Here is a 25,225-nt window from a genome sequence, read left to right as displayed (position 1 = left end):
CTTGGATATCATCCGCATTCTGCTCGCCTTCATCCTGCCGCCGCTCGGCGTGTTCCTCCAGGTGGGCCTCGGCCTGAATTTCTGGCTGAACATCCTGCTCACCCTCTGCGGCTGGCTGCCGGGCATCGTGCATGCGCTGTGGGTGATCCTCCGCAAATAGCCGGATCGAGCGTGTATCGACGAGGATGAGGGCTAAAGCCTCTAAGCGGCGATATCGGCGATTTCGCCTGTCTGCCAGAGGATGCGCGGATCGGACATGTCGCCGCTTTCCATATCGACCTGAACAGAATACGCCGCGACGCCGACGAAGCGGTCAGCCATGGCGCGGGCGATCTTCTCGGCCGAAGCGGCATTCGAGGCCACGCGCATCTCGCCAGGCGTCACGTTGCCCCGCACTTTCTTGAACGGCAGCACGATGAATTTTTCTGACCTGGACATGGCGGTTCCTTCTTCGGCGCCACTCTGTCGATATGCGCGCCGCGAAGTCAACAGCGGCTGCCGGAAATAGCCAGCAGCCCAAGTTGACACAGGTTTGCGGCGCCGGAATAGTGGCTCGGTTTCAACGGGTCCAGTTTATGAATATTCGCTTTTTCCAACCCGCCGACGCGGACGAGCTGGCCTGCCTCTTTGAGGAGATGCAGGCCTATTACGGTGTCTTCTGCCCGCCGCGCCAGGCCATCCTGACCGGGATTCTCAACCGTCCTCCGCAGACCGAATTCCTGGTTGCCAGGACTGACCGCATCATCGCTGCGGCGGCCTTCGCCGCCATCTATCCCGGACCCGGCCTGCAGCCCGGTTTTTTCCTCAAGGAGCTTTATGTCGCCGGGTCCGAGCGCGGCCGCGATATCGGCACCACGCTGATGAAGCGGCTGGCAGGGCTGGCAGTCGAGCGCGGTTTCGGCCGCATCGACTGGACGGCGGCTCGGGCCAATGAGCGGCTGTTGAAATTCTATGACGAACTTGGCGGCGACCGGAAGGAGGACCGGATTTTCTACCGGCTCGAAGGCGAAAAACTGAAGGCGCTGGCCGGCCTGGAATAGCTATCCCTTATGGCCCTGATATTGCGGCAGGTCGTCGGTGATCTCGTACCAGGGCGCTTTCGAACCGACGAAGATATGGTGCGTCGGCCGGATTGTCGGGGCATCGACCAGCGTGCCCATCGCCACATGCACCCAGGCCGCCTCCCGCACCCGCGAATAGAGAAGCGAACCGCAGGTCTTGCAATGGGCGTCATGAGTGTCGGCATCCCCGAAGATCAGCAAACCATCTTCGCCCTTTACCACCGCAAACTTCTGCCGTTCGATGCCGGCGAAGGGCTTGAAGGCAGAGCCGGTGGTGCGGCGGCAATCCGAACAATGGCAATTGGCCGCATAAACGAAGGCGTCCTCCACCTCGTAGGCGACTGCGCCGCAAAAACACTTGCCGTTTAACTTCGTCATCACGTGATCCCGCCCAGATACCCGTTGATAAGCGCACTCCCGGCGCCGTCGACGCGGCCGCCATGGCAGATTACGTGGAGTGGCTGCGGAATAAAGGCTTATCACCGAAAGTTGAAGGGAGGCACGCGGAGCGGAGTCGCCCTGCATCGGCGCTGTGTTACAGTTTTAACCAATCGATAACGCAGTGATTGGATTGCCAATGCTTACAACACTCGCGATGCTCATCAGCCTTTCCGCCGCTGCAACCGCTCCGATGGTCGCGCAGCAAAAGGGGGGCGAAGTCGATGTGGAGCTGGTTCTCGCGGTCGATACGTCTCGCTCCATGGACTACGAGGAAGTCAGCGTCCAGCGCGAGGGTTATGTCGAGGCGCTCAAGCACAAGGAATTCATCGAGGCGGTAAAGACCGGACTGAACGGCCGCATCGCCGTGAGCTATTTCGAATGGGCCGGCGACGTCGTGCCGGAATCGGTCATCGACTGGACGATCATCGAAAACGAACAGGACGCGATCAATTTCGCCGCCAAGCTCGAAGCCAGGCCGATCGTTACCCAGCGCCGCACCTCGATCTCTGCTGCGATCGCCCAAGGGGCAACGATGATCGTCGCCAATTCCTATCGCGGTGCTCGACAGGTGATCGACATTTCCGGCGACGGGCCGAACAATTCCGGCAATCCCGTCGTCCCGGCCCGCAACAAGGCCATGGAGGCGGGCATCATCATCAACGGGCTGGCGATCATGCTGCGGCCCTCGGGCGCGCCTGGCGGGCTCGACAAATATTACGGCGACTGCGTCATCGGCGGACCCGGCTCCTTCGTGCTGCCGGTTCACAAGATCGAGGATTTTGCCGTCGCGGTGCGCCGCAAGCTGGTCCTGGAGATCAGCGGGCTCATGCCGCCCGCAATCGTGCAGAAGGCCGCCAGCAGCCAACCTTCCAGCGACTGTCTGGTCGGCGAAAAACAGTGGCAGGACCTGTTCGACCGCTGAGCGCATTTATTGCGCCTCGACACCATCCCGTGTCGCGGGGGCGCATAGACAGCCAAAGGTGTCCAATTCGCCGGACTACTCCGGTACCGCCGAAATGTAGCGTCGCGCGATCATCCAGCACGCCAGCGCCCAGGTCGCGCCGGCGCACCAGCCGCCGAGGACGTCGGTCGGATAGTGGACACCGAGATAGACCCGGCTGAAACCGATGATGAACGTCAGGAAGATCGCCGCACTGATCAGGAAGATGCGCGTCGAGCGGTAAGGCTGGGCGCGCGACAGCAGCGCTCCGAGCGTCAGGTAGGTGACGGCAGACAGCATTGCATGGCCGCTCGGAAAACTGAGGTCGCTGACTTCGACCAGATGCGGCACGATATCCGGCCGCGGACGCGCCACGCCGAGCTTCAGCAAGGAACTCAAAAGCCAGCCGCCGGCGATCGACAGGAACATGAAAAGAGCGATCGCCCTTTGCCGCGACAGGATGAGGAAGACGGTTCCCATCACCGTCATCAGGGTCAGCACCGTGACGCCGCCGAGCGCGGTGATATCCCCCATCGCGTGATTGAGCCAATAGGGGCCGAGTGGCGTCGCAAGATCCGTGGCGTCGCGCAAGGCGAGCAGGATCTTTTCGTCGAAGGCATGCGTTTCGCCCTCCAGCACCTCGTCGGTCAGCCTGAAGAAGACGAAAAGCCCGCCTGCCAGAAAGGCGACCATCATCAGGCCGATCGGCTCGAAAGCCATGACCCTTTCGACCACTTTTCGTGTCACGCGCTGATGGAATGCCATCCAAGCTCCTTGTTCAATTTCAGTTCACGGCCGACTATACGATCCGATACCGGGCCTCGATCGATCCGTAGAGTCGGAAGGCGAAAAGTCCGATTGCCGCCAGCCTGGTTCGTATCGACAGCGAAGGCGGGCATAGATGAAGAACCCGCCGACAATGAGGAAAATAGCGTCCCGCGCCAGCAGTCCAGCGTGCAGATGCCATTGACGACGTCCGGCGCAGGAATCCGCCTTCGAGATAGCGAAGTTATCAGCCGTTGATGCCCTTCACCGCCTGGGCGCAACCGGCGCAAGTCGCGGTTCCGGAAATGCCGGTGCGCAAGGTCATCTCACGCGTCATCTCACGCTTGGAACAATTCGGTGACAAATCGTGTGCGGCCGCGTTGGATCATTCTTCCGCCACATGCGTTCTCCAACGCTGCCTGACCCGCTTGCATGAGTCTCAACAAGGGCGGCTGAAGAATTACAAGGAGTACAGGGATGAAGAAGATTGTTGCCGTGGCGCTCGCCGCTCTGCCGGTCGTAACCAGCGCCGGAGCCGCCTTTTCCGCCGATTTGATCACCCGCCGGGACCGCGTTCCGGTTTATGAAGAGCCGGATCAGCGCGGCGGGGTACGCATCGGCTATCTCGATTGCTCGATCGGCGGCGGCGTCGGTTACGTGCTCGGCTCCGCCAAGGAAGCCGACTGCGTCTTTACAACGGCAATCGGCAGCGAACCCCTCGACCGCTATACCGGCACAGTGCGCAAGATGGGAGTCGATCTCGGCTTCACCACACGCTCGCGGCTGATCTGGGCGGTCTTTGCCCCGACCGCCGGTTATCACCACGGTTCGCTCGGTGGCCTCTACCAGGGCGCCACCGCCGAGGCCACCGTCGGTGCCGGCATCGGCGCCAACCTCCTCGTTGGCGGCACCGCCGGCTCCATCCATCTGCAGACGGTGAGCGTCACGGGCCAGCTCGGCCTCAACGTCGCCGCCACCGGCACCTCGGTGACGCTGACGCCGGCGGGCTGAGGTTTTAAAAGCGCATTCCCTTCCCCGGAAACGGGGGAGGGGCTAAAATGAGGTAGAGCATTTCGCGAGCATGAGTTCTCTCCGGCCTCTTGCTCCACGCCGTTCACATTCATACCTTAAAGAAACGGTATGGTTAGCCTTTGCAGACCCTTGCGGGGTTCCGGACCGCGTATTGCCTCATCAGGATTTGCATCATGGATCTCGAGAAAAGTTTACGGTCGGTCGTGGCCGTGCGTGCTTCAATCCCGGACAACGCCTTTACGGCCAATACTCTCGGCACCCGCCGGGAAGGTAGCGGCGTGGTGATCCGCGAAAACGGGTTGGTCCTGACGATCGGTTACCTGATCACCGAAGCCGAAGACGTCTGGCTGACGCGCCAGGACGGCCGCGTCGTGCCGGCCCATGCGCTCGCCTACGATCAGGAAAGCGGCTTCGGCCTGGTGCAGGCCATGGCCCCGCTCGATCTGCCGGCGCTCCAGATCGGCGATTCCGCCACAGCAACGCTCGGCGATCCCGTTGTCTTCGCCGATGGGGAGGGAGAATATGTGCGCGGCAATATCGTCGCCAAGCAGGAATTCGCTGGATATTGGGAATATCTTCTGGACGAGGCGATCTTCATCGCGCCCGCCCATCCGTCCTGGGGCGGCGCGGCGCTGATCGATACGGAAGGCAAGCTGCTCGGCGTCGGATCGCTGCGCCTACAGATGAGCAAGGGCGGAGAGATCGCCGACATCAACATGGTGGTCCCGATCAACCTCCTGAAGCCGATCCTCGACGATCTCCTCAATCGCGGCGAGTTCAACCGCCCGCCACGCCCCTGGCTCGGCGCCATGTCGGCGGAAAGCAACGGCGAAGTGGTGGTCATGAGCGTCACCGAAAACGGACCGGCAGCCCAGGCGGGCCTGAAGCGGGGCGACGTGATTTCGGAGATCCGCGACGGTGAGGTCGACGGGCTTGCGGATTTCTACCGCAAGATCTGGGACAGCGGGCCTCCGGGTGCCGAAATCCCGATGCGCATCCTGCGCGATGGACGGGAGGCCTGGCTCAGGGTGAAGTCGGCGGACCGGAACGATTTCTTGCGGAAGCCGCAGCTGCAGTGACCTCTTCTCCCCAGCTTGAGAGAGAAGAGATTGATGCCGCTACCGTACCACGATCGCCCGGAAATCGTTGACATTGGTCCCGGTCGGCCCGGTATTGAACACGTCGCCAATCGCCGAAAACCCTGAAAAACTGTCGTTCCGGTCGAGCAATTTGCGGCCATCCAGGCCGCCAGCCCGCAATCGCCTCGCCGTCGTGCCGTCGACAAAAGCGCCGGCATTGGTTTCCGATCCGTCGATACCGTCCGTGTCGGCGGCCAGTGCGGTGATCTCATGCCCGTCGATCGCCAGCGCCAAGGCCAGCGCGAATTCGCCGTTGCGGCCGCCCCGACCGCCCTTCGCGCGCATCGTCACCGTCGTCTCCCCACCGGACAGCAGGACCGCCGGTTTTGCGAACGGCCGGTCGCGGAGCGACACCTCGCGGGCAAGCGCCGCATGCACCAGCGCCACATCACGCGCTTCGCCTTCGACGGAATCGGAGAGGATATAAGGCGTCACCCCATGGGCGCGGGCGACTTCGGCGGCCGCCTCCAGCGAGACACCGGCCGAGGCAATGACGAAATGATCATGGCGAGCAAAGATGGGATCGTCCGGTTCCGGCGCGTCGGCAGCCGGCGAATTCAGATGAACGATCATCGCAGCCGGCAGTTCCAGCTTGTACTGCTCGACGATCGCCAGTGCATCGTGACGCGTCGTGGTATCCGGAATGGTCGGACCGGAGGCGACGAAGGCCGGATTGTCGCCGGGAATATCCGAGACGATCAGGCTGACGACACGGGCTCTGGTCGCCGCCGCAAGCCGGCCGCCCTTGATGGTGGAGAGATGTTTGCGAACGACATTCATGGCCGAGATCGGCGCTCCCGAGGCAAGCAGCGTCTCGTTCAGGGCGATCTCGTCTTCCAGCGTCAGCCCTTCGGGTGGGGCAGGCAGCAGGGCGGAACCGCCGCCGCAGACGAGCGCGATGACGAGGTCGTTTTCGGAGAGGCCGGAAATCGTCTCGACCAGCCGTTTTGCGCCGGCGAGGCCCGCCGCATCCGGCACCGGATGCGAGGCCTCGAGTATCTCGATCGACTTCGTTTCACAGCCATAACCGTATCGGGTCACGACCACGCCGGTCAGCGGCCCGGTCCACACGCTTTCGAGTGCCGCCGCCATCTGGGCCGCACCCTTGCCGGCGCCGACGACTACGGTGCGACCGTTCGGGGGCGGGGCGGGCAGGTGCTTCACGATGCCGGTCAGCGGATCGGCGGCCATCACGGCAGCCTTGAACAGCGCCTCCAGCAATTCCCGGTCCGTCATCGCTTCTCCTCCGCTTCTCCGTCACACGCGCTCTTTCGATCACGCTCGTCAACAACCGTCAACCGGGCTTGATCGCGCCGCCGCCTTTGGCGCGGAACAAAGCGAGCGAGTGTCGGTTGTCCCATGGGCTCACCAAAACGAAGGAGCGAAAAGCATGCCTGAACATCTGAAAGAAGCCGGTTACCCAGGCCAGATCGACATCGGCGGCGACAGGTCACCCGTGACTTACAAATTGAAGGCCAGAAAAGAGGATGACGGCGCGTTCCATGTGGCGGTGAGCCTCAGCGCCCCGCGCGACTGGCTGCTGAAGCACGGCTTTCGCAGGGAGGCCACGCTGGTGCGCCAGGGCGGCGCCGAAATGCCGGTGCATTTCGAGGAGACGCTCAACGTCGCCGACAATATCTCAGTGACGCTGCGCGCCGACGACGCGGTAATCGCCTCGATGGACGAATTGCGCCGCACGTTTCCCGAGCTGCGACCGACCTGAATCCTCGGCAACTGTTTGCGCGCAGGAACCGCAGCGTATAATCGCTGGTCCGGCCGATTGTTCGGCCGTACATTCTTTTGACGGTTAAGGCGGCGAGATCTTGGAGAGGCTTGAACAAAGGACGGCGGCGCGATCCTGCGGCACCTGCACGCTCTGCTGCCGGCTTCCCGAAATCTCGGCGCTGGACAAGCCGCCGGACGCCTGGTGCCGGCACTGTACGGAGGGGCAGGGCTGCGCAATCTATACCGACCGGCCTCAGCTTTGCCGTGATTTCCTTTGTCTGTGGATGACGAATTCGGATGTTCCAGAGGTTTGGCAGCCGCTGACATCGAAGATGCTCGTCTATGAGCAGGGCGTGCAACTGACGGTATTGGTCGATCCGGACCATCCGGATGTCTGGAAACAGGCGCCGTATCGTTCCGATCTCAACGATTGGGCCGAGGCTGCGCAGGCGCGCGGCCACTACCTCATCCTGTTTTGCGGCGACGACGTGATGAAGATAGAGCCGGGCGTCACCGCGCCGGCATGATCTCTGCGGCGGCCTGCCGGATGGTCTGCATCAGGATCGACAGCGGCGTGGAGGGATTTGCATCGGCACGAATGGTGAGGCCGACCGGGCCGCGGGTCTCGCTCGTATCGATCGGCAGCGTCGCCAGAACCCCGTCCTCGATGTCGGCTGTGACCACTCCGGCGGAGATGATCCAGATCGCATCGCTCGACCGTACGAAGGCACGGCCGAAAGCGTCGGAGACGGTCTCCACCTGGGTCGGCAGGCTGGCCACGCCATTGGCGATCAGGAACTGTTCGACCGACGGCCGGATGATCGAGCCGCGCGTCGGCATCAGCACCGGATAGTCGGCAAACCCTTCGAAGATCGATCGCTTGCCGTCGAGCAGCGGGTGCCCGGTGCGGACGGCGAACACCACCTGTTCCGAGTAAAGATGTTCGAAGGAGAGGCCGGTCATTTTTTCCGGCAAGGCGAGCCGGCCGACCACCAGATCGAGATCGCCGACCCGAAGCTGTTCCATCAAAACGGCATTATCTCCCGTCACGATCTTAACTCGGCTGCCGGTCTTCTCGGCGAGGAAGAGTGTCATGGCGAGCGGCATCACCCGTGTGGAGACGGTTGGGAGCGCACCGATGCGGACCGGGGGTGCTGCATCGAACAGTTCCTGCGAGACGGAATCCATGCCTTGGCGCAGTGCCGTCAGCGCCGCGCCCGCATGGCGCAGAAAAACCTCGCCGTAGCGGGTGATGCGGATGCCGCGGCCTTCGCGCTCGAACACGGCGACGCCCAACGCCTCCTCGAGCTCGCGGATGGTCTTGGTGACGGCCGGCTGGCTGACATGTAGAATTTCGGCTGCCTTGACCACACTTTTTTGGCGCGCGACCTCGACGAATGTATGCAAGTGCCGAAACTTGACTCGGGAGTTGATCAAGATCAAATAACCCTGCGGTTAGGGGATCATGCTGAAATATCATTTTACCTAACCGGAAACTAGTGCAATCTATCAAAGCGAGAGGAGGCGCTGATGCAGTTTGTACACATCAACGACATTGTGATCCATTACGACATCCAGCGCGCAGGTGACGGAAAGCCCGTCATCGTGTTCATCAATTCGCTCGGAACCGACAGTCGCATCTGGCATCACGAACTGCCGAAGCTTGCCGAAGATTATACGATCCTCACCTATGACAAGCGCGGCCACGGGCTGTCCGGCCTTGGCAATCCGCCCTATTCGATCGCCGACCACGCGGCCGATCTCTCCGGCCTGCTCGACCACCTGCAGCTCAGCCAGGTCATCGTCTGCGGCCTTTCGGTCGGCGGGCTGATTGCGCAAAGTCTGTATGCCACCCGGCCGGACCTCGTGAAAGCGCTGATCTTCTCCGACACCGCGCACAAGATCGGTACGGCCGAAAGCTGGGCGGCGCGCATTGCCGCCGTCGAGCAGAACGGCATCGGCAGCATCCTCGACGCGATCATGGAGCGCTGGTTCACCGCACCGTTCCGCAAGCCGGACAATGCCGCCTACCAGGCCTATTGCAACATGCTGGTGCGCCAGCCGACCTCCGGTTACAGCGGCACCTGCGCCGCGATCCGCGATGCGGATTTCACCGAGGCCGCCAAAAGAATCGCGGTGCCCGTGCTCTGCATCGTCGGCCGCGAAGACGGCTCGACACCGCCCGAACTCGTCAGGTCGTTTGCAGACCTGATCCCCGGCGCGCGTTACGAAATCATCGAGGGTGCGGCGCATATTCCCTGCGTCGAGGCACCCGCCGCCCATGCCGCGCTGATCCGCGGCTTCATCGAACAACTCGAGGACTAGACATGGCCGATCCTGCCGCGCCATCGGAACGTTACGCTCAGGGCATGAAGACCCGCCGCGCGGTGCTGGGCGACGCCCATGTGGACCGCGCCCTGGCAAACCAGACACCGTTCGACGGACCGTTCCAGGAAATGATCACCGAAGGCGCCTGGGGCACGGTCTGGTCGCGCCCGAACTGGACGAAGCGCGAGCGCTCGATGGTGACGATCGCGCTTCTCGCCGCACTCGGCCATCACGACGAAGTCGCCATGCATATCCGCGCAACCGCCAATACGGGTGCGACAAAGGACGATATCTGCGAAGCCCTGATGCATGTGGCAATCTATGCCGGCGTACCGGCCGCCAACCATGCCTTCAAGATCGCCAAAGCCACTTATGCCGAAATGGACGCGGACAAGGCCGCGGGAGAGCAAAGATGAAGAACACACCCCCAGAAACCACACCCTTTTTCGCCCGTGACAGGGAATGGCATCCGCCGGCCTTCACGCCTGGCTACAAGACCTCTGTCCTGCGCTCGCCGCAGCGCGCGCTGATTTCGCTCGAAGGCACCAAGAGCGAGATCACCGGCCCGGTCTTCGGCCACAACATCCTCGGCGAGTTCGATAACGACCTGATCGTCAACTATGCGAAGCCCGGCGAGATGGCGCTTGGCGAACGCATCCTGGTCTACGGCCGCGTCATCGACGAGCGCGGCCGCGGCGTTCCGGGCGCGCTGGTGGAATTCTGGCAGGCCAATGCCGGCGGCCGATACCGCCACAAGAAGGAAACCTATCTCGCTCCGCTCGACCCGAATTTCGGCGGCTTCGGCCGCACGATCACCGACGAGGACGGTGGCTATGCGTTCAAGACCATCAAGCCCGGCCCCTATCCGTGGCCGAACGGCGTCAACGACTGGCGCCCGGCGCATATCCACTTCTCGGTCTTCGGCCATGGCTTTGCCCAGCGCCTGATCACCCAGATGTATTTCGAGGGCGATCCGATGATCTGGATTTGTCCGATCGTGAAGACCATTCCGGACGAGAACGCGATCAAGGGGCTGATCGCCGCGCTCGACATGCAGAACACCATCCCGCACGACATGCGGGCCTATAAATTCGATATCGTCCTGCGCGGCCGTCGCTCGACATTCTTCGAGAACCGTAAAGAGGGCAACTGAGATGGTCCAGCCGCTCACCTACTTCAAGGAATCCGCCTCGCAGACCGCGGGTCCGTATGTCCATATCGGCTGCACGCCGAACTTTTCCGGCATTACCGGCGTCTACGACACCGATCTCGGCTCCGGCCCGATGGTTAACGACCAGACGCGCGGCGAACGCATCACCATCCGCGGTTTCATCTATGACGGCACGATGACCCCGCTCAAGGATGCAATGATCGAGATCTGGCAGGCGGATGCCGACGGCTTTTACAATAGCCCGTCGGAAACTCGCGGCAAGGCCGATCCGAACTTCTTCGGCTGGGCCCGTCAGCCGGGCGACATGGCGACCGGCGAGTTCGCCTTCGAAACGATCAAGCCGGGCAGCGTGCCCTTCCGCGACGGTCGCCCGATGGCCCCGCACGTCACCTTCTGGGTCGTCGCCCGCGGCATCAATCTCGGCCTCAACACCCGCATGTACTTCTCCGACGAGGAAGAGGCCAATGCGACGGATCCAATCCTGTCGCGCATCGAGCACCGGGTTCGGGTTCCCACCTTGATCGGCAAGCGTGACGGTAATACCGTCACCTTCAACATCTATCTTCAGGGCGAAAACGAAACCATATTCTTCGATATCTGAGATCGAAGAATCAGGGTTCGCCCCGGGAGTAGATATGAGCGTCTCGGCTTTCGAGCATCCATTTTTGTCCGGTCTCGTCGGTGACGACGAGACCGGACAGCTGTTTTCGGCGAAAGCCGAGATCGACGCCATGCTGGCCTTCGAAACGGGCCTCGCCAGGGCCGAGGCGTCCTGCGGTATCATCCCGGCCGAGGCTGCGGAACGCATTGCCGCAGCCTTGCAGACATTTGAACCGGACATGGCCGGGCTGCGAAACGGCACCGCGCGCGACGGCGTCGTTGTCGCCGAACTCGTCAAGCAGCTTCGCGATGCCGTCAGTCAGCAGGCGGGTGGCGGCGAGGCCGCCAAGCACGTTCATTTCGGCGCGACCAGCCAGGACGTCATCGACACGGCGCTGATGATCCGCCTGAAGCAGGCCTGCTCTCTTTTCATCGAGCGGATCGCCGCCCTCGAAAAGCATTTCGATGACATCGACCAGGCATTCGGCAGCCGAAAGCTGATGGGCCGTACCCGCATGCAGGCGGCGATCCCGATTACCGTTTCTGATCGTATCCGCGCCTGGAAAGAACCGTTGACCCGGCATCACCAGCGGCTGGACAGGTTTTCCGAGACCGGTTTTGCCGTGCAGTTCGGCGGCGCTGCGGGGAGCCTCGAAAAATTCGGCGACAAGGCCGCCGAGGTGCGCAAGGCGCTGGCCTGGGAACTGTTCCTCACCGACGTGCCGCAATGGCAGAGCCAGCGCGACCGGCTGGCGGAATTCGCAAACATTCTCACAATGATTTCCGGCTCGCTCGGCAAGCTCGGCCAGGACGTGACGCTGCTCGCGCTGATGGGTGGCGAAATGGAGCTGGCTGGCGGCGGCGGCTCTTCCGCCATGGCCCATAAGCAGAACCCGGTGTCTGCCGAAGTGCTGGTATCGCTCGCACGTTTCAACGCGGTACAGCTTTCCGGCATGCAGCAATCGATGGTGCATGAGCAGGAACGCTCAGGTGCGGCCTGGACGCTCGAATGGCTGATCCTGCCGTCCATGGTGATCGCGACCGGCGCTGCACTGCGGCTCGCGGCGGAACTTGCCGGCAATGTGAGGTCACTGGGCAAGGGCTGACGGCATCTGCATTGAAGGACGGGCAATTCTAGTATATTTTCGAAGAAAGATACTAGACGTGCTCCGGAGGTCGTAATGACCCTTTCATACATGACCAGCGCCTCCTTCAACCAGAACCCGAGCAAGGCCCGACAGGCGGCAAACGAAAATCCGTTGGTCATCACTGATCATGGTAAGCCGACGCATGTGCTTGTCAGCTACGAGGAATTCGAGGCCAACTGGAAGAAGCCGAAGAGTCTTGCCGAGGCACTGTATGATCCTAACGGCTCGGACCAGGATTTTGACCCTCCGCGGCTCAGTTTCGAGAATCGCGAGATCGAATTCTGATGCCATTCCTGCTGGATACCAATGTCGTCTCGGCAGCACGACGTTTGAAGAAGCAGGCGGCCGAGTTTCAGAACTTCATGGAAACATTTCCCATGAACGACGCCTTTATCTCGGCTGTCACCGTCATGGAGGTGCAATTCGGGATCCAGCAGGAAAGCAAAAAGGATCCTGAATTCGCGGCCAACCTGGCGCGATGGCTCCGATCCCATCTGCTTGTCGATTTCAGCGACCGCATTCTTCCCTTCGACACGGCGATTGCTCTTCGCACCGGCACCCTCCCCACCCCGAACAAGCGGCCGTCACCGGATGCAATGATCGCCGCGACAGCGTTGCATCACGGGCTGACCGTCGTCACCCGTAACATCTCGGATTTCGAGCCGCTCGGCGTGCCCTGCCTCAATCCCTGGACTTTTCAAGGCTGAGCCGGCGAGGCTTGCGCTCCCCTACTCCGTGATCTCGACCGGATTGCCGTCGGGGTCCGATATCACCGCCTCGTAGAACCCGTCTCCGGTCATGCGGGCCGGGGAGACGAGGATGCCCATCACTGCCGCCCTGGCGGCCATCTCGTCGACCGCCTTTCGGCTGCCGAGCGAAATTGCCATATGCGCGTAACCGGCGCGCTCCCGCGGCGCTTCCGGCGCAATCCACGGACCGGTCATGATCTCGATCGTAGCACCTTCGGAAAGGGTGAGGAATTTCGAGGAGAAGCCGGGGCGCCGACGGCTCTCATAGAGCGGGCTGGCGGTGGCGCCGAACATGTCTTCGAAGAACGCGACGAGCCTGTCGAGTTCCGTTGTCCAAAGCGCGACATGCGCAAGTTTCATAACTCATCTCCCTCATGCCGGCTCCCGAACCGTCGCCGCCTGTCTTTCGTCAAACGCGGCCTCGGTCCCGAGCGAAAAGACGCAACGATGCCATCTCTGGTAGTGCTGTTAAACATATCCTCAGCATTTTCCGCAATCCTTAACCATAGCGGGCCAACAGGATTTGGCCATGACCTCAAATGCAGCAATGGATCTTTCCAATGACCATTAAATTCAAGCTTGTCGCCAGCGTCGTCGGCCTTGCGCTTGCACTGGCTGCGACGACGACAGCCGCATTCATCGGAATGGACACGCTTTCGGCCCGTACCCGCGTGATCGTAGAAGATCGAATCGAGCCCATGGCGCAGATCAAGATGGTCTCCGACGCCTATGCGGTCACCATCGTGGATACCGCCCACAAGACGCGCAGCGGCGCATTCAGCTGGGAACTGGGCGAACAGACCGTCCGGGCAGCGCTTGTCACCGCCGACCGCGAATGGGCGGCCTACCAGGCAACCTACCTGACCGATCAGGAAAAAAGTCTTGTTCAGCGTTACCTCGGCGCTCATACCGAAACCACCAAGGCGGTCGGCGAGCTTCTGACGATCATGGGCAAGCGCGATCAGACGGCCCTGGATACCTATGTGACGAAGCGGCTCTACCCGGCGATCGAGCCGCTTGCCGAACCGCTGAACGCCTTGACCAAGCTGCAGCTCGACGTCGCGCATAAGAGTTTCGAGGACGCGCTGAAGGACAAAGCCAGCCTCTTCGTCTGGATGACCGTGATCGGCGTCATCTCGCTGATGGTGGTCGGCTTCTCGATCCGGGTCGTGCTGTCGGGCGTCGTCGGGCCGCTGCAGCGCCTGCAGGATTGCATGCGGCGCCTCGCCGGCGGCGAACTGACGCTGACCATTTTCGGCATGGACCGCAGGGACGAGATCGGCGGGATGGCGGCGGCAGTCGAGATCTTCCGTCAGGCGGCGCTCGACAACAAACGGCTGGAAGACGAGGCCATCGAAGCCCACAACCGGTCGGAAGCCGAGCGCATCGCCGCGCAGGAACAAGCCGAGGCCGACGCATCCCAGAGGCTCCGCGTCGCGACATCAGGCCTTGGCGGCGGCCTGCGCCGGCTCGCCGCAGGCGATCTTTCCTTCCAGCTCGACGAAGCTTTCTCGGCGGATTTCGAGGCTCTGCGCCACGATTTCAATACCTCGATCGCCCAGCTCGCCAGCACGCTGGCGCAGATTGCCGGCAGCGCCGAGGCGATCGACGGGGGAACCCAGGAAATCAGCCAGTCCGCATCCGACCTGTCGCGCCGCTCGGAGCAGCAGGCAGCTTCGCTCGAAGAGACGGCTGCCGCACTTGATCAGATTACCGCGAATGTCAGTTCCGCGTCCAAAAAAGTCGACGAGACGCGGCAGATCGCTGCGGAAGCCAATTCGTCCGCCGCCCGTTCCGGCGAAGTTGTGGCCAATGCCGTCGAGGCGATGCGCCGCATCGAGGAGAGTTCCAGCCAGATCTCCAACATTATCGGGGTTATCGACGAGATCGCCTTCCAGACCAACCTTTTGGCGCTGAATGCCGGCGTCGAGGCAGCGCGCGCCGGTGAGGCTGGCAAGGGCTTTGCGGTCGTCGCACAGGAAGTCCGCGAACTCGCGCAGAGGTCGGCGAACGCTGCCAAGGAGATCAAGGCGCTGATCCAGAACTCGACAGTCGAAGTCGGCCATGGCGTGAAATATGTCCGCGATGCGGGTGAATCGCTGAAGTCGATCGAGGGCTATATCGTCACCATCAACGGCCATGTGGACGATATCGCCCGCTCGGCCCGTGAGCAGTCGACCGGGCTTTCGGAGATCAATTCGGCCGTCAACCAGATGGACCAGATGACCCAGCAGAATGCTGCCATGGTCGAGGAGACGACGGCAGCGAGTTCCGGTCTCGCCGACGAGGCTTCGAAGCTGCGCCAGATGGTCGGCCAGTTCCAGCTCGGCGTCGGCTCGCCCCAGGCCGGGCGGCGTCGCCGCGCCGCCTGAGGCGAAGCTTGCCTGGCTCGCAGCCAAACTGGTAAGCCGTACAAAGGCGATGGAGAGGCTGCATGGCTGCGGATATCGGGCAGGGACTTTGGGATTTCGCATTGCGGCTTTATGGTGCGCCGGGTGTCGGCGAAGCCTGCCTGCTGCTTCAGGACGAAAGCGGCGTCGACGTGCCGGTGCTGTTGTTCTCCGCCTGGCTCACGATGAATTCCGTGGCGCTTTCGGCCACAGAGATTGTCCGTATCGACGGCCTCGTCGCCGACTGGCGCAATGAGGTGGTGAAGCCGCTCCGCGCTGTGCGCCGGCGGTTGAAGAGCGGGCCGCATCCGGCCCCCACCAAAGAAACGGAAACCCTGCGCAACGGCGTGAAGGGTGTCGAACTCAGTTCGGAAAAGATCGAGCTGGCGATGCTGGAGGCCGAAGGGCAGGCGCTGATGGCAGCCGATGGTTCAACGGGCGATGCAGCTGGCAATCTCAGAAACGTCGTGAGGTTTTTCCGGGGAACGGAGCCGGATGAGACGACCGCCACGGCGCTTGCGGTCATCGAAAATGCGCTCGCTGCTCTTTAGAGTCGACATCCGGAGCACAAAATCAGTGCTGGCCGAGTGAACCCGGGCCGTCCTTCCAGCGCTTGACCATCGGCAGGTGGATATCGAGGAGATCGAGCGCGCGGCCGACCGTCTGGGTCACCATTTCATCCAATGAGTTGGGCTTCGAATAGAAGGCGGGCACCGGCGGCATGACGATTGCGCCGTTGCGGGTTGCCTGGTCCATCAGCGCGATATGGCCGGCATGCAGCGGCGTCTCGCGAAACAACAGCACGACGCGCCGGCGTTCCTTCAGACAGACGTCGGCCGCGCGCACGATCAGCTCGTCATTGTAGCAGTTGGCGATGCCGCTCAGCGTCTTCACCGAACAGGGTGCGACAAGCATTCCGGCAGTACGGAACGAGCCGGAGGAAAGCGCCGCGCCGATATCCTTGTGATTATAGAGCACGTCGGCCAGGCTCTTGATCTCTTCGGCACTCATGTCGATCTCGTCGACCGCCGTGCGAAAAGCGGAAGGCGAGATCACCGCATGGGTCTCGACATCCTCGACCTCCCTCAAAAGCTGCAGGGCGCGAACGCCATAAACGACACCGGAAGCTCCGGTGATGGCGATGATGATGCGGCGCATGGGACTTTTCCCTGAACAATCTATTGCGACGCCTTAACGCCACTTTCCGACGGGCGCAATGCGGCGATCGTCGATTGCTCGCACGTGTTCGGCCACGGCCTCGCTGCTGACTGATTCCACGCAAAAAACTCGCCGACGCGTTCTTCGAAAAGCTTGCGATGCGTGCCGTGATGGTTGATCATGTGGCCGATGCCGGATTAGCGGAGGCTATTGCGACGGCGGCTGTTGCCGCGCCAGTCATGTCAGCTGCACCATCGGCACCTATTTCCCCTGCGGCTCCCGAAGCTGCCGGACCGTCTGTCGCGTTTGCGGCAACGGCCGCGCGGCCTCTCAGCCGTATGCCCCATATCGCGGCGGCATCGTCGTCGTTATTGCCATCGCGGCTCTCGCCGCCCGATTTTTAACAGGAGGGGCTGATGTCCCGCATCACCATCACCGTCAATGGTACGCCGCAGACGCGCGAGGTCGAAGACCGGACGCTGCTCGTGCAGTTCATCCGCGAACATCTCGGTCTCACCGGTACCCATGTCGGCTGCGACACCACCCAGTGCGGCGCCTGTACCATCCATCTCGATGGCGTGGCCGTGAAGAGCTGTACGGTGCTTGCCGTCGCTGCCGACGGTTCGAAGGTGACGACGATCGAGGGGCTGGCCGAAGGCGGCAAGCTGCATGACGTGCAGCAGGCTTTCCGCGAACATCACGGCTTGCAATGCGGTTATTGCACGCCGGGCATGATCATGGCCTCGGTCGACATGATCCGCCGCCATGACGGCATGCTCGACGAATATACCGTGCGCCACGAGCTCGAAGGCAATATCTGTCGCTGCACCGGCTACCACAACATCGTCAAGGCAGTGCTGGATGCCGCCGAGAAGCATCGCGCGGCACATGCCGTCGCGGCCGAATAAGCGGGGAGGATCACGCCATGTACGCAACGACCTACCACAAGCCGAATACCCTTGCCGAAGCCGTCGATCTCTACGCCAATTCCGATGAGCCCTCCTATCTCTCCGGCGGCCACACGCTGATCCCGACGCTGAAGAGCCGGCTTGCCGCGCCCGCACACCTGATCGACGTGCGCAACATTCCGGAGCTGTCGGGCATTGAAGTCACCGCTGACAAGGTGATCATCGGCTCGGCTACCAAGCACGCCGTCGTCGCCGCATCGAAAGAAATCAAGGCTGCCATCCCGGCGCTTTCTGGCCTTGCGGGTTCGATCGGCGACGTCCAGGTGCGCCACATGGGCACGATCGGCGGCTCGACCGCCAATAACGACCCGGCAGCCGACTATCCGGCCGCCGTGCTGTCGCTCGATGCGATCGTCCATACCGACCGCCGCAAAATTCCCGCCGAGGACTATTTCCAGGGTCTCTACACGACCGCATTGGAACCGGGTGAAATCCTCGTCCGCGTCGAGTTCAGTATCCCGGAAATCGCCGGCTACGCAAAATTCCGCAACCCGGCCTCGCGTTATTCGATGGCTGCTTCCTTCGTCAGTAAACACCGCGACGGCCATATCCGCGTCGCGATCACCGGTGCGGGCAACGAGGGCGTGTTCCGCTGGACCGAGGCCGAGGAGTTGCTGACCGAGAACTTTTCGGCCGAAGCGCTGGAAGGCCTCACCATCGACCCATCGCGGATGATGGGCGACATGCACGCGCCGGCCGACTATCGCGCCCACCTCGTGGCGGTGATGACCCGCCGCGCGGTGCAGAACCTTGGCGGCACGCATATCCTCTAAGCACAGAGGCTTTGACACCGAAATGCCCGCCGGAGCGGCACGCCGGTCAGAAACCATCGCGGCAGGCCACGCACCCGCGAGACGGTACCCTCAAGAATGCTGGGGTGTGCCGAAGGTCGCGGCGATCCGGCCGAGCACTGCGATCAGCACCGCCTTGTCCTTGCCGGCGATCTCGTCAAGACGCCGATTGTAGACGACTGCGATCGCGTGCAGCTGCTCCTGCATGCGGCGGCCATTCTCGGTGAGCCTGACGCTATAGCTGCGTTGGTCGTCGGGGTTCGACTGCCGTTCGATCAGTCCGCGATGGGACAATGCCTTGAGGCTGGAGGTGAGCGTTGAGCGGTCGCGACCGCAGATGCGGCTGAGCTCTGACGGCGTCATGCTCTCCCGTTCGGCAAGCACTGTCAGAAGCGCATACCACCCGGGCTTCAGATCCGCCTTGCCGGCTGCCCTGGCAAAGGCCTGGAAGGACGTCTCCTGCGCCACCCGCAGATGATAGCCGATCAGATTCTGGAACATGGCTGGGACAAGCATCTCGCTTTCCGCGGATGCCGCATGGGTGTCCGGCCGCGTCGATGTTTCCACCGCCATTTTTGCACTCCTCCCAATATGGAAACTAGTAGGAATGGAGGAGCGGGGCAAGATAGTTTGATATCAAATTACCTGGCTTTGATCAATTGTCCGACAAAAGCCGGCAGACGGCAAGCAAGCAATGGACATACGGCTGTCGCGGGAACGATCTGCGGCCGGGTCGAGGCTAAGCGGAACCCGCGCCGGATGACGGCGCGGGTGAGAGCAGATCTACTCGGCGGCCTGGTATCGATCGGCAGCGGGAGAAGGTTTGGGGCCGAGCGCCGCGATCAGGGTGATCAGCGCGGCAAGCGTCGCGACGAAGGCGACAGCTGCGGAATAGGGCTCCCAGCCGAAGGCCGGAGCGCCGCTGAACACGGCAGACGTTGCCGCCAGCACCACCCCGCCACCGATCTGAAAAGCGGCGAAGAACATGCCGGAGGCAAGCCCCGACTTGTCCTCCTCGATATCGGCCAGCGCCGCGACCTGGATGGACGGGAAGGTCATGGCATAGCCGAGGCCGAGCGGGATCTGCGACAGTATGACGAGCAGGATCGGGTCGATATGGCCGAGCGACAGGACCCAGAAGATGTAGCTGATCGCCTGCAGTCCGACGCCCGCCGTCATGAAGCCGGTCGTGCCGCGGTTCTGGGCAAGGGTCGCGAAACGAGGCGCCAGGAACATCACGAAGGCGCCGGCGCCGGCGAAGCAGAAGCCCGTCGCAAAGGCCGACCAGCCATAGACGTCCTGATAATAGAGCGTCGCGGTGAACTGGAAGCCGATATAGGCGCCCTGATAGAGAAAGCCGACGATATTGGCATGGGTGAGCCTGGCGCGGCGGAACATCGCCAGCGGCACCATCGGGTCTTTATGACGGGCTTCGATGACGAGGAAGCCGAGGATCAGCACGATTGCTGCCACGAGCGAACCCCAGGTGAAGACATCGGCCCAACCCGCCGAGGCCGCATTGGTGATGCCGAACACGAAAAGCAGCAGACCGGGGGTGATGGTGATTGCGCCGGCCCAGTCGAAGCCGGGACGCGGCCCGGTTCGGCGCGCATCGAGCGGCAAGGCTATCGGTGCGAGAAGCAGGGTCAGGATTGCGACCGGCGCGCCCATCACCAGCGTTGCCCGCCAGCTGATCAGCGTCGCAGCGCCGCCGAGCACCATGCCGAGCACAAAGCCGGCGGCCCCGGTGGAGGCGAAGAGGCCAAGCGCCTTGGCACGCTGTGGCCCTTCGCCGAAGACCGCCAGCAGAAGTGCCAGCGCGGCCGGTGCCGTGAAGGCTGCGGCGATGCCCTTGACAAGCCGGGCCGCGATCAACGTCGGGCCGCTGTCGACGAACCCACCGGCGATGCTGGCCGCCGCAAAGATTGCCAGCGACCAGAGGAAGACGCGGCGATGACCGAAAATGTCGGCCACCCGGCCGCCGAGCAGCAGGAAACCGCCGTAACCGAGCACATAGGCACTGACCGCCCATTGAAGGGAGGTGGGCCGCATGCCGAGTTCGGCCTGAATGGCGGGAAGTGCGACGCCGATTGTGGAGACATCCATCGCGTCGAGAAAATTGGCGGTGCAGAGCAGCAGCAATGCGAGCCCCGCAGCCCCTCGGAATTGAGGATTGCTCATGGGATTGTAATCCTTGTTCATGCTGCCCCCGGAGCGGGGAGGTCGAACCGGGCCGGCAGAGGAACGAGAAATTGTCCATCTTCGTGACCTATTGCAAATTGATAATTGCCATGGCACGTATTACTGGCGATGATGAATGACGCTATCCTTCGAAAGATCGACCTCAACCTGCTTCTGGCCTTTGCGGTGCTGATGCAGGAACGCAATGTCAGCCGCGCCGCCGAGCGGTTGCTGCTCGGACAACCGGGCCTGTCGGCGGCCTTGAAGCGGTTGCGCGAGGCGCTGGACGACGACCTGTTCGTACGTGTCGGACGTGGCCTGCAGCCGACGCCCCGGGCGCTGGCGATTGCGCCTGTGATCGAGGACGCGCTTTCGAACATCGAACGGGCGATCCGGCCGCCGGCCGCGTTCGACCCGAAAAGCTGGGAAGGCGAGTTCCGCGTCGGTATGTGCGACAATCTCGAATCGGCTTTCTTCGGCCCGCTCGCCGCCCGTCTGCGGCAGCTCTCGCCCGGATCGCGGCTGATCGGCGTCGCCTCGGAACGGCGTGACGTTTCGCGCATGCTGGATGACGGCGCCTTCGATTTCAGCGTCGCGGTGCACGGTGAGCCGCCCTCCTGGCATGTCCGCGCGCCGCTCTTCACCCAGTCGTCCGTCTGCATCTACGACCCCGCGCAGATCAAGCTCAAGGCGCCGCTCGGCCTTGACGCCTATGCCGATGCGCCACATGTCGCCGTCTCCTTCGAGGGCAATTCCTCGACCAGCATCGACGTAGCACTCGCCGGTCATGGGAAAACCCGCAATGTCGTGGCGACGGTGCCGCGGTTCTCGGCACTGCCGACGGCGCTACGGGCCATGCCGGCCATCGCCACCATTCCGGAATCGATCGCCCGCTGCATGGCCCAGCTTCACAATCTGGCGATCGACCTGCCGCCGATCGACCTGCCGGCCGAGCCGGTGAGCATGCTCTACCGACGCGTCGACCATGCGGACAGCCGTGCCTCATGGTTTCGCACCCTCTTCGTGGAGGTCGCCGGCGCGGCGCTTGAAGCCTCCGGCTGCAAGATGGGAATTTCGCAGATCGCAGCTTGAGCCCGGCAAGCGGCCGGCTTTCGGAAATCAACACATGACGGCTTGATGCCGCTTGCCCGGCATGGTCTGTTGAGGATGAATATTGAGCCGCCACAGGGTCTTGAGCCCATTTTCCAGTGATGAGAGTGACATGAGAGACTTCGAACTACCCGGCCGTTCGCTCGCCGTCGGCCGCACCGCGATGGCCGCCACCTCACAGCCGCTGGCGACGCTCACCGCCATCGACATGCTGCGCAACGGCGGCAATGCCGTGGATGCGGCGGTTGCCGCCTGCGCCGTGCAGTGCGTCGTCGAAGCCGGCTCGACCGGCATCGGCGGCGACTGTTTCGCTCTCCTCTCGCTCAGTGGCACCGACGAGGTGCTGGCCTATAACGGGTCCGGCCGGGCGCCGGCTACCGCAACCGTCGAACATCTCCGTTCGCTCGGCGTCACCAGCCTCACCCGTACCTCGCCCCACACGATCACCGTGCCGGGGGCGGTGGATGCCTGGACGCGCCTCGTTGCCGATCACGGCCGGATGAAGATGGCCGATATTCTTGCGCCGGCCATCAAGCTGGCGCGCGACGGCTATGTTCTGCCGCCGCGCACCGCGCACGATCTTGCCGCACAAGCGGAGATCCTGAAGGACGACCCGGCTGCAAGCCGCGTCTTCCTCGTCGACGGCAAGGCGCCGCCGGCAGGTTCGATCCAGTATCAGAAGCAACTTGCCGATACGCTGGAAACGATCGGCCGGGAAGGCAGGGACGCTTTTTATCGAGGCCCGATCGCGGAAGGCATGGTGAGCTACCTGAACGGCATCGGGGCGCTGCATACGCTTCAAGATTTCGCCAATGCCAAGGGCGAATACGTGACGCCGATCAAGACGACATTCCGCGGCCACGAAATCCACGAATGCCCGCCCAACGGCCAGGGCATCATCGCGCTGATGATCCTCAACATCCTGTCGCATTTTCCGGGCGAGGGCGATCCGCTGGCGCCCGAGCGGCTGCATATCGAGGTCGAGGCGACGCGCCTGGCTTACGCTGCGCGAAACCGTTTCCTCGCCGATCCGGCCAAGGTCGAGGTGCCGGTCGACTACCTGCTTTCGGACGAACTCGCCAGGCAGTTGGCCGGCATGATCGATCCCGACAAGGTGATCACGGACCTGCCGCCGTTCGACGAGGTGCCGCACAAGGACACCATCTATCTCTCCGTCGTCGACAGCGATCGCAATGCCATCAGCTTCATCAACTCGATCTTCTTCGTTTACGGCAGCGGCCACATGGATCCCAAGAGCGGGGTGATGTTCCACAACCGCGGCTTCAGCTTCTCGCTCGATCCGGACCATCCGAACGCAATTGCGCCGGGCAAGCGGCCGATGCACACGATCATCCCCGGCATGGTGACGAAGGACGGCCGAGCCGTCATGCCGTTCGGCGTCATGGGCGGCCAGTACCAGGCCATGGGCCACGCCCACTTCCTCTCAAAAGTCTTCGACTACGGCATGGACCTGCAGAGCGCCATCGACCTGCCGCGCCTCTTCCCGCTGCCCGGCACCAATCATGTCGAGATGGAAGCCCGGCTGCGCAACACGGTTGGCCCGGAATTCATCAAGCGCGGTTTCGAGGTGAAGGCGCCGGAATCGGCGATGGGCGGCGCCCAGGCGATCTGGATCGATTGGGAAACCGGGGTGTTGAGGGGCGGCTCCGATCCGCGCAAGGACGGCATGGCTCTCGGCATCTGAGCCTGCCTGTCAACCGCATCAAGATATTTGGCCGAATATAACGCTGGCCAAAACCTCCTCTCCGAGATATCCAAGGGAATATCTCGCTTAGGGATTAGAGAGGAAATCATGAACATTGATCGTCATTCCTGGATCAGGCTCGCCGTGACGTCGGCGGCAGCCACCTTCTTAACGCTCGCTTCCTTCGCCGCTCCCGCCGCCGCCCAGGAAAAAGTCACCGTCTTTGCGGCAGCCAGCATGAAGAACGCGCTCGACAACGCCAACAAAGCGTGGGGCGCCCAGGGCGGCAAGGACGTTACGGTTTCCTACGCGGCAAGCTCGACGCTCGCCAAGCAGATCGAAAACGGCGCGCCGGCCGATATCTTCATTTCGGCCGACCTCGACTGGATGAAGTACGTCTCCGACAAGAAACTCGTCAAGGACGATACCCGGTTCAACTGGCTGGGCAACCGCATCGTGCTGGTCGCCGCCAAGGATACCGCCAATCCGGTGGACATCAGGCCGGGATTCGATCTCGCGGGACTGCTTAAAGGCGGACGGCTGGCGATGGGTGAGCCGAATGCGGTTCCGGCCGGCAAATACGGCAAGGCAGCACTCGAAAAGTTGGGCGTCTGGTCGTCGGTCGAAAAGAGCGTCGCAAGTGCCGAAAGCGTACGCGCGGCACTCGCGCTCGTGTCGCGCGGCGAAGCGCCTTACGGCATCGTTTATCAGACGGACGCGGCGGCCGATCCGGGCGTTGCGATCGTCGGCGTCTTCCCGGCCGACACCCATCCGCCGATCGTCTATCCAATCGCCATTCTGTCGGAATCGAAGTCCAAGGATGCGCCTGCCTATCTCGACTACCTGAAGTCGGCCAGGGCCGCGCCGTTTTTCGAAAAGGAAGGTTTCATCGTTCTGAAGTAATCCGTAAGAGCTCCAGCGAACTCATCGAAACGGCCCATTTCAGGGCCGTTTTTCGTTTCCGACGAAGCCATTCTGGAGAGCGCGCCGATGCGGCTCAGCCCGGCCGGATTCGGATTTCAACAGACTTCACGCAGTTGTTTGTTCTCGAATCCCGAACATTCCGTTTGGAAATCATGCCCTAGCGACCTTGGACCCGCTCCCCCATTTCAAGGCTCGGAAGCAAACAACGTGCTTCCGTGTACCGTTCGACGGAACCCGAATCCCAAGCGGCTCCGTTTCAGTCAAGGAATACGATAATGAAGACAGTACTTTCCACGCTTGCCGCAGCCATGATCGCTTCGGCTTCTTTCGCCGGCGTCGCTTTTGCAGAAGGCGATTATTATCAGGGTGCCTCCAAGGGACAGGCAGCCGCCCAGACCAGTGACAAGGTCGACAATGTCAGGACCGGCAGTATCGATCGGGTCCGCACCTACGACAATCGCGGCGACCAGCCGATCTTCAAGCATGAAAGCCGCGACAACCGTTAACCGCAGCTCATCCAAGATACCGAATGTCGTCCGCCAGGCAGGTCGCAAACTTCAGCCCCGGACGAACTCTGAAAGGACTAGGACAATGAAGACTTCCATCTCCGCTATCGCCGCCATGATCGCCGCCGCTTCCTTCGCAGGCTCGGCTCTCGCCGAAGGCGACTATTATGAAGGCACCTCGAAGACGCATGCTTCCGCCCGGATCAACGGCGGTAATGTAGACGGCGTGCGCACCGGTAGCATTCAGATCCGCGACAACGATCGCCAGGAAAGCCCGTCGATCTTCGGCGATACGAGCCGCGACAACCGCTAACCAATCGCGCAAAGAGACAAAGGCTTAACGGCCTTCGTCCGAGGCAATCCATCTTGTGAATGCGATGGTGCAGGGAGAGC

Annotated in this window: 32 protein-coding genes; 23 read left to right on the top strand and 9 right to left on the bottom strand. The window is 62.4% G+C overall.

Annotated features, from left to right (window positions below; genetic code table 11):
* The first annotated feature begins 1 nt into the window (after nucleotide 1).
* A complete protein-coding gene (locus tag AC1D3C_RS01885) occupies nucleotides 2-160 on the top strand; it encodes a YqaE/Pmp3 family membrane protein (RefSeq protein ID WP_477481664.1) in 159 nt (52 codons plus the stop codon).
* Between the two features lie 41 nt (nucleotides 161-201).
* Here AC1D3C_RS01885 and AC1D3C_RS01880 read toward each other — a convergent pair whose 3' ends face one another.
* Entirely contained in the window at nucleotides 202-438 is a 237-nt protein-coding gene (locus AC1D3C_RS01880) for a hypothetical protein (protein WP_040123933.1), read from the bottom strand.
* 137 nt (nucleotides 439-575) lie between these two features.
* Here AC1D3C_RS01880 and AC1D3C_RS01875 point away from each other — a divergent pair, with 137 nt between their 5' ends.
* The gene (locus AC1D3C_RS01875) at nucleotides 576-1,040 is read left to right on the top strand and encodes a GNAT family N-acetyltransferase (protein WP_477481663.1); all 465 of its coding nucleotides are present in this window, start codon (nucleotides 576-578) and stop codon (nucleotides 1,038-1,040) included.
* On the opposite strand, the gene AC1D3C_RS01870 is transcribed toward AC1D3C_RS01875, so the two are convergent.
* Entirely contained in the window at nucleotides 1,041-1,439 is a 399-nt protein-coding gene (locus AC1D3C_RS01870) for a GFA family protein (RefSeq protein ID WP_477481662.1), read from the bottom strand. It lies immediately after the preceding gene.
* A gap of 199 nt (nucleotides 1,440-1,638) precedes the next feature.
* Here AC1D3C_RS01870 and AC1D3C_RS01865 point away from each other — a divergent pair, with 199 nt between their 5' ends.
* Nucleotides 1,639-2,424 carry a DUF1194 domain-containing protein gene (locus tag AC1D3C_RS01865; protein ID WP_477481661.1) on the top strand — a complete coding sequence of 262 codons (786 nt, stop codon included), beginning with the start codon at nucleotides 1,639-1,641 and terminating at the stop codon, nucleotides 2,422-2,424.
* A 75-nt stretch (nucleotides 2,425-2,499) separates the two neighbouring features.
* Here AC1D3C_RS01865 and AC1D3C_RS01860 read toward each other — a convergent pair whose 3' ends face one another.
* Nucleotides 2,500-3,207, bottom strand: coding sequence for a phosphatase PAP2 family protein (locus AC1D3C_RS01860; protein ID WP_040123929.1), 708 nt, complete (start codon nucleotides 3,205-3,207; stop codon nucleotides 2,500-2,502).
* A gap of 477 nt (nucleotides 3,208-3,684) precedes the next feature.
* On the opposite strand from AC1D3C_RS01860, the gene AC1D3C_RS01855 reads away from it, so the two are divergent.
* Nucleotides 3,685-4,218: a DUF992 domain-containing protein gene (locus tag AC1D3C_RS01855; protein ID WP_040123928.1), complete on the top strand. Its 534-nt coding sequence runs from the start codon at nucleotides 3,685-3,687 to the stop codon at nucleotides 4,216-4,218.
* 194 nt (nucleotides 4,219-4,412) lie between these two features.
* Nucleotides 4,413-5,318 carry a S1C family serine protease gene (locus tag AC1D3C_RS01850; RefSeq protein WP_040123927.1) on the top strand — a complete coding sequence of 302 codons (906 nt, stop codon included), beginning with the start codon at nucleotides 4,413-4,415 and terminating at the stop codon, nucleotides 5,316-5,318.
* Between the two features lie 39 nt (nucleotides 5,319-5,357).
* On the opposite strand, the gene AC1D3C_RS01845 is transcribed toward AC1D3C_RS01850, so the two are convergent.
* On the bottom strand, nucleotides 5,358-6,614 hold the full coding sequence (locus AC1D3C_RS01845; protein ID WP_477481660.1) for a glycerate kinase type-2 family protein: 1,257 nt from the start codon (nucleotides 6,612-6,614) through the stop codon (nucleotides 5,358-5,360).
* A 154-nt stretch (nucleotides 6,615-6,768) separates the two neighbouring features.
* Between AC1D3C_RS01845 and AC1D3C_RS01840 the strand changes: the two genes are divergently transcribed.
* Together AC1D3C_RS01840 and AC1D3C_RS01835 are read left to right on the top strand one after the other, a co-directional pair.
* Nucleotides 6,769-7,101 (top strand): hypothetical protein, encoded by a 333-nt coding sequence (locus tag AC1D3C_RS01840; RefSeq protein ID WP_477481659.1) that lies wholly within the window; start codon nucleotides 6,769-6,771, stop codon nucleotides 7,099-7,101.
* Between the two features lie 100 nt (nucleotides 7,102-7,201).
* Entirely contained in the window at nucleotides 7,202-7,630 is a 429-nt protein-coding gene (locus tag AC1D3C_RS01835; protein ID WP_477481658.1) for a hypothetical protein, read from the top strand.
* On the opposite strand, the gene pcaQ is transcribed toward AC1D3C_RS01835, so the two are convergent.
* Complete coding sequence (pcaQ, locus tag AC1D3C_RS01830) at nucleotides 7,614-8,540, bottom strand: pca operon transcription factor PcaQ (RefSeq protein WP_477481657.1); 927 nt, start codon at nucleotides 8,538-8,540, stop codon at nucleotides 7,614-7,616. The genes AC1D3C_RS01835 and pcaQ overlap by 17 nt on opposite strands.
* 93 nt (nucleotides 8,541-8,633) lie before the next feature.
* On the opposite strand from pcaQ, the gene pcaD reads away from it, so the two are divergent.
* The 7 genes from pcaD (at nucleotide 8,634) to AC1D3C_RS01795 (ending at nucleotide 13,057) form a co-directional block, all read left to right on the top strand.
* Nucleotides 8,634-9,428, top strand: a complete 795-nt coding sequence (gene pcaD / locus AC1D3C_RS01825) for a 3-oxoadipate enol-lactonase (RefSeq protein WP_477481656.1) — start codon at nucleotides 8,634-8,636, stop codon at nucleotides 9,426-9,428.
* Nucleotides 9,429-9,430: 2 nt separating this feature from the next.
* A complete protein-coding gene (pcaC, locus tag AC1D3C_RS01820) occupies nucleotides 9,431-9,847 on the top strand; it encodes a 4-carboxymuconolactone decarboxylase (protein WP_477481655.1) in 417 nt (138 codons plus the stop codon).
* Nucleotides 9,844-10,584 (top strand): protocatechuate 3,4-dioxygenase subunit beta, encoded by a 741-nt coding sequence (pcaH, locus tag AC1D3C_RS01815; protein WP_024163715.1) that lies wholly within the window; start codon nucleotides 9,844-9,846, stop codon nucleotides 10,582-10,584. The genes pcaC and pcaH overlap by 4 nt, the downstream gene beginning before the upstream one ends.
* A gap of 1 nt (nucleotide 10,585) precedes the next feature.
* Nucleotides 10,586-11,203 carry a protocatechuate 3,4-dioxygenase subunit alpha gene (gene pcaG / locus AC1D3C_RS01810; RefSeq protein ID WP_477481654.1) on the top strand — a complete coding sequence of 206 codons (618 nt, stop codon included), beginning with the start codon at nucleotides 10,586-10,588 and terminating at the stop codon, nucleotides 11,201-11,203.
* Between the two features lie 34 nt (nucleotides 11,204-11,237).
* A complete protein-coding gene (locus tag AC1D3C_RS01805) occupies nucleotides 11,238-12,308 on the top strand; it encodes a 3-carboxy-cis,cis-muconate cycloisomerase (protein WP_477481653.1) in 1,071 nt (356 codons plus the stop codon).
* 75 nt (nucleotides 12,309-12,383) lie between these two features.
* Nucleotides 12,384-12,635 (top strand): type II toxin-antitoxin system Phd/YefM family antitoxin, encoded by a 252-nt coding sequence (locus tag AC1D3C_RS01800; RefSeq protein WP_040123919.1) that lies wholly within the window; start codon nucleotides 12,384-12,386, stop codon nucleotides 12,633-12,635.
* The gene (locus tag AC1D3C_RS01795) at nucleotides 12,635-13,057 is read left to right on the top strand and encodes a PIN domain-containing protein (RefSeq protein ID WP_477481652.1); all 423 of its coding nucleotides are present in this window, start codon (nucleotides 12,635-12,637) and stop codon (nucleotides 13,055-13,057) included. The genes AC1D3C_RS01800 and AC1D3C_RS01795 overlap by 1 nt, the downstream gene beginning before the upstream one ends.
* A gap of 21 nt (nucleotides 13,058-13,078) precedes the next feature.
* On the opposite strand, the gene AC1D3C_RS01790 is transcribed toward AC1D3C_RS01795, so the two are convergent.
* Nucleotides 13,079-13,459, bottom strand: a complete 381-nt coding sequence (locus tag AC1D3C_RS01790; RefSeq protein WP_477481651.1) for a VOC family protein — start codon at nucleotides 13,457-13,459, stop codon at nucleotides 13,079-13,081.
* A 200-nt stretch (nucleotides 13,460-13,659) separates the two neighbouring features.
* Between AC1D3C_RS01790 and AC1D3C_RS01785 the strand changes: the two genes are divergently transcribed.
* Nucleotides 13,660-15,471 carry a methyl-accepting chemotaxis protein gene (locus AC1D3C_RS01785; protein WP_477481650.1) on the top strand — a complete coding sequence of 604 codons (1,812 nt, stop codon included), beginning with the start codon at nucleotides 13,660-13,662 and terminating at the stop codon, nucleotides 15,469-15,471.
* Nucleotides 15,472-15,533: 62 nt separating this feature from the next.
* Nucleotides 15,534-16,040: a TIGR02444 family protein gene (locus tag AC1D3C_RS01780; protein ID WP_477481649.1), complete on the top strand. Its 507-nt coding sequence runs from the start codon at nucleotides 15,534-15,536 to the stop codon at nucleotides 16,038-16,040.
* A 22-nt stretch (nucleotides 16,041-16,062) separates the two neighbouring features.
* Here AC1D3C_RS01780 and AC1D3C_RS01775 read toward each other — a convergent pair whose 3' ends face one another.
* Nucleotides 16,063-16,647 (bottom strand): UbiX family flavin prenyltransferase, encoded by a 585-nt coding sequence (locus AC1D3C_RS01775; protein WP_247034631.1) that lies wholly within the window; start codon nucleotides 16,645-16,647, stop codon nucleotides 16,063-16,065.
* A 416-nt stretch (nucleotides 16,648-17,063) separates the two neighbouring features.
* Here AC1D3C_RS01775 and AC1D3C_RS01770 point away from each other — a divergent pair, with 416 nt between their 5' ends.
* Together AC1D3C_RS01770 and AC1D3C_RS01765 are read left to right on the top strand one after the other, a co-directional pair.
* Nucleotides 17,064-17,555: a (2Fe-2S)-binding protein gene (locus tag AC1D3C_RS01770; protein WP_477481648.1), complete on the top strand. Its 492-nt coding sequence runs from the start codon at nucleotides 17,064-17,066 to the stop codon at nucleotides 17,553-17,555.
* Nucleotides 17,556-17,572: 17 nt separating this feature from the next.
* Nucleotides 17,573-18,388, top strand: coding sequence for an FAD binding domain-containing protein (locus tag AC1D3C_RS01765; RefSeq protein WP_477481647.1), 816 nt, complete (start codon nucleotides 17,573-17,575; stop codon nucleotides 18,386-18,388).
* A gap of 90 nt (nucleotides 18,389-18,478) precedes the next feature.
* On the opposite strand, the gene AC1D3C_RS01760 is transcribed toward AC1D3C_RS01765, so the two are convergent.
* A complete protein-coding gene (locus tag AC1D3C_RS01760) occupies nucleotides 18,479-18,979 on the bottom strand; it encodes a MarR family winged helix-turn-helix transcriptional regulator (RefSeq protein WP_477481646.1) in 501 nt (166 codons plus the stop codon).
* Between the two features lie 210 nt (nucleotides 18,980-19,189).
* Entirely contained in the window at nucleotides 19,190-20,587 is a 1,398-nt protein-coding gene (locus AC1D3C_RS01755) for an MFS transporter (protein ID WP_477481645.1), read from the bottom strand.
* Nucleotides 20,588-20,716: 129 nt separating this feature from the next.
* On the opposite strand from AC1D3C_RS01755, the gene AC1D3C_RS01750 reads away from it, so the two are divergent.
* The 5 genes from AC1D3C_RS01750 (at nucleotide 20,717) to AC1D3C_RS01730 (ending at nucleotide 25,145) form a co-directional block, all read left to right on the top strand.
* A complete protein-coding gene (locus AC1D3C_RS01750) occupies nucleotides 20,717-21,679 on the top strand; it encodes a LysR family transcriptional regulator (protein WP_477481644.1) in 963 nt (320 codons plus the stop codon).
* 130 nt (nucleotides 21,680-21,809) lie between these two features.
* Nucleotides 21,810-23,402 carry a gamma-glutamyltransferase gene (ggt, locus tag AC1D3C_RS01745; RefSeq protein WP_477481643.1) on the top strand — a complete coding sequence of 531 codons (1,593 nt, stop codon included), beginning with the start codon at nucleotides 21,810-21,812 and terminating at the stop codon, nucleotides 23,400-23,402.
* A gap of 108 nt (nucleotides 23,403-23,510) precedes the next feature.
* Nucleotides 23,511-24,305, top strand: coding sequence for a molybdate ABC transporter substrate-binding protein (modA, locus tag AC1D3C_RS01740; protein ID WP_247138982.1), 795 nt, complete (start codon nucleotides 23,511-23,513; stop codon nucleotides 24,303-24,305).
* A 296-nt stretch (nucleotides 24,306-24,601) separates the two neighbouring features.
* The gene (locus tag AC1D3C_RS01735) at nucleotides 24,602-24,832 is read left to right on the top strand and encodes a hypothetical protein (RefSeq protein WP_477481642.1); all 231 of its coding nucleotides are present in this window, start codon (nucleotides 24,602-24,604) and stop codon (nucleotides 24,830-24,832) included.
* A gap of 85 nt (nucleotides 24,833-24,917) precedes the next feature.
* Complete coding sequence (locus AC1D3C_RS01730; protein WP_477481641.1) at nucleotides 24,918-25,145, top strand: hypothetical protein; 228 nt, start codon at nucleotides 24,918-24,920, stop codon at nucleotides 25,143-25,145.
* Nucleotides 25,146-25,225 lie beyond the last annotated feature (80 nt).

The sequence above is a fragment of the Neorhizobium sp. P1_A6 genome, from assembly GCF_056406795.1.
This window is presented reverse-complemented; position numbering and strand designations above follow the sequence as displayed.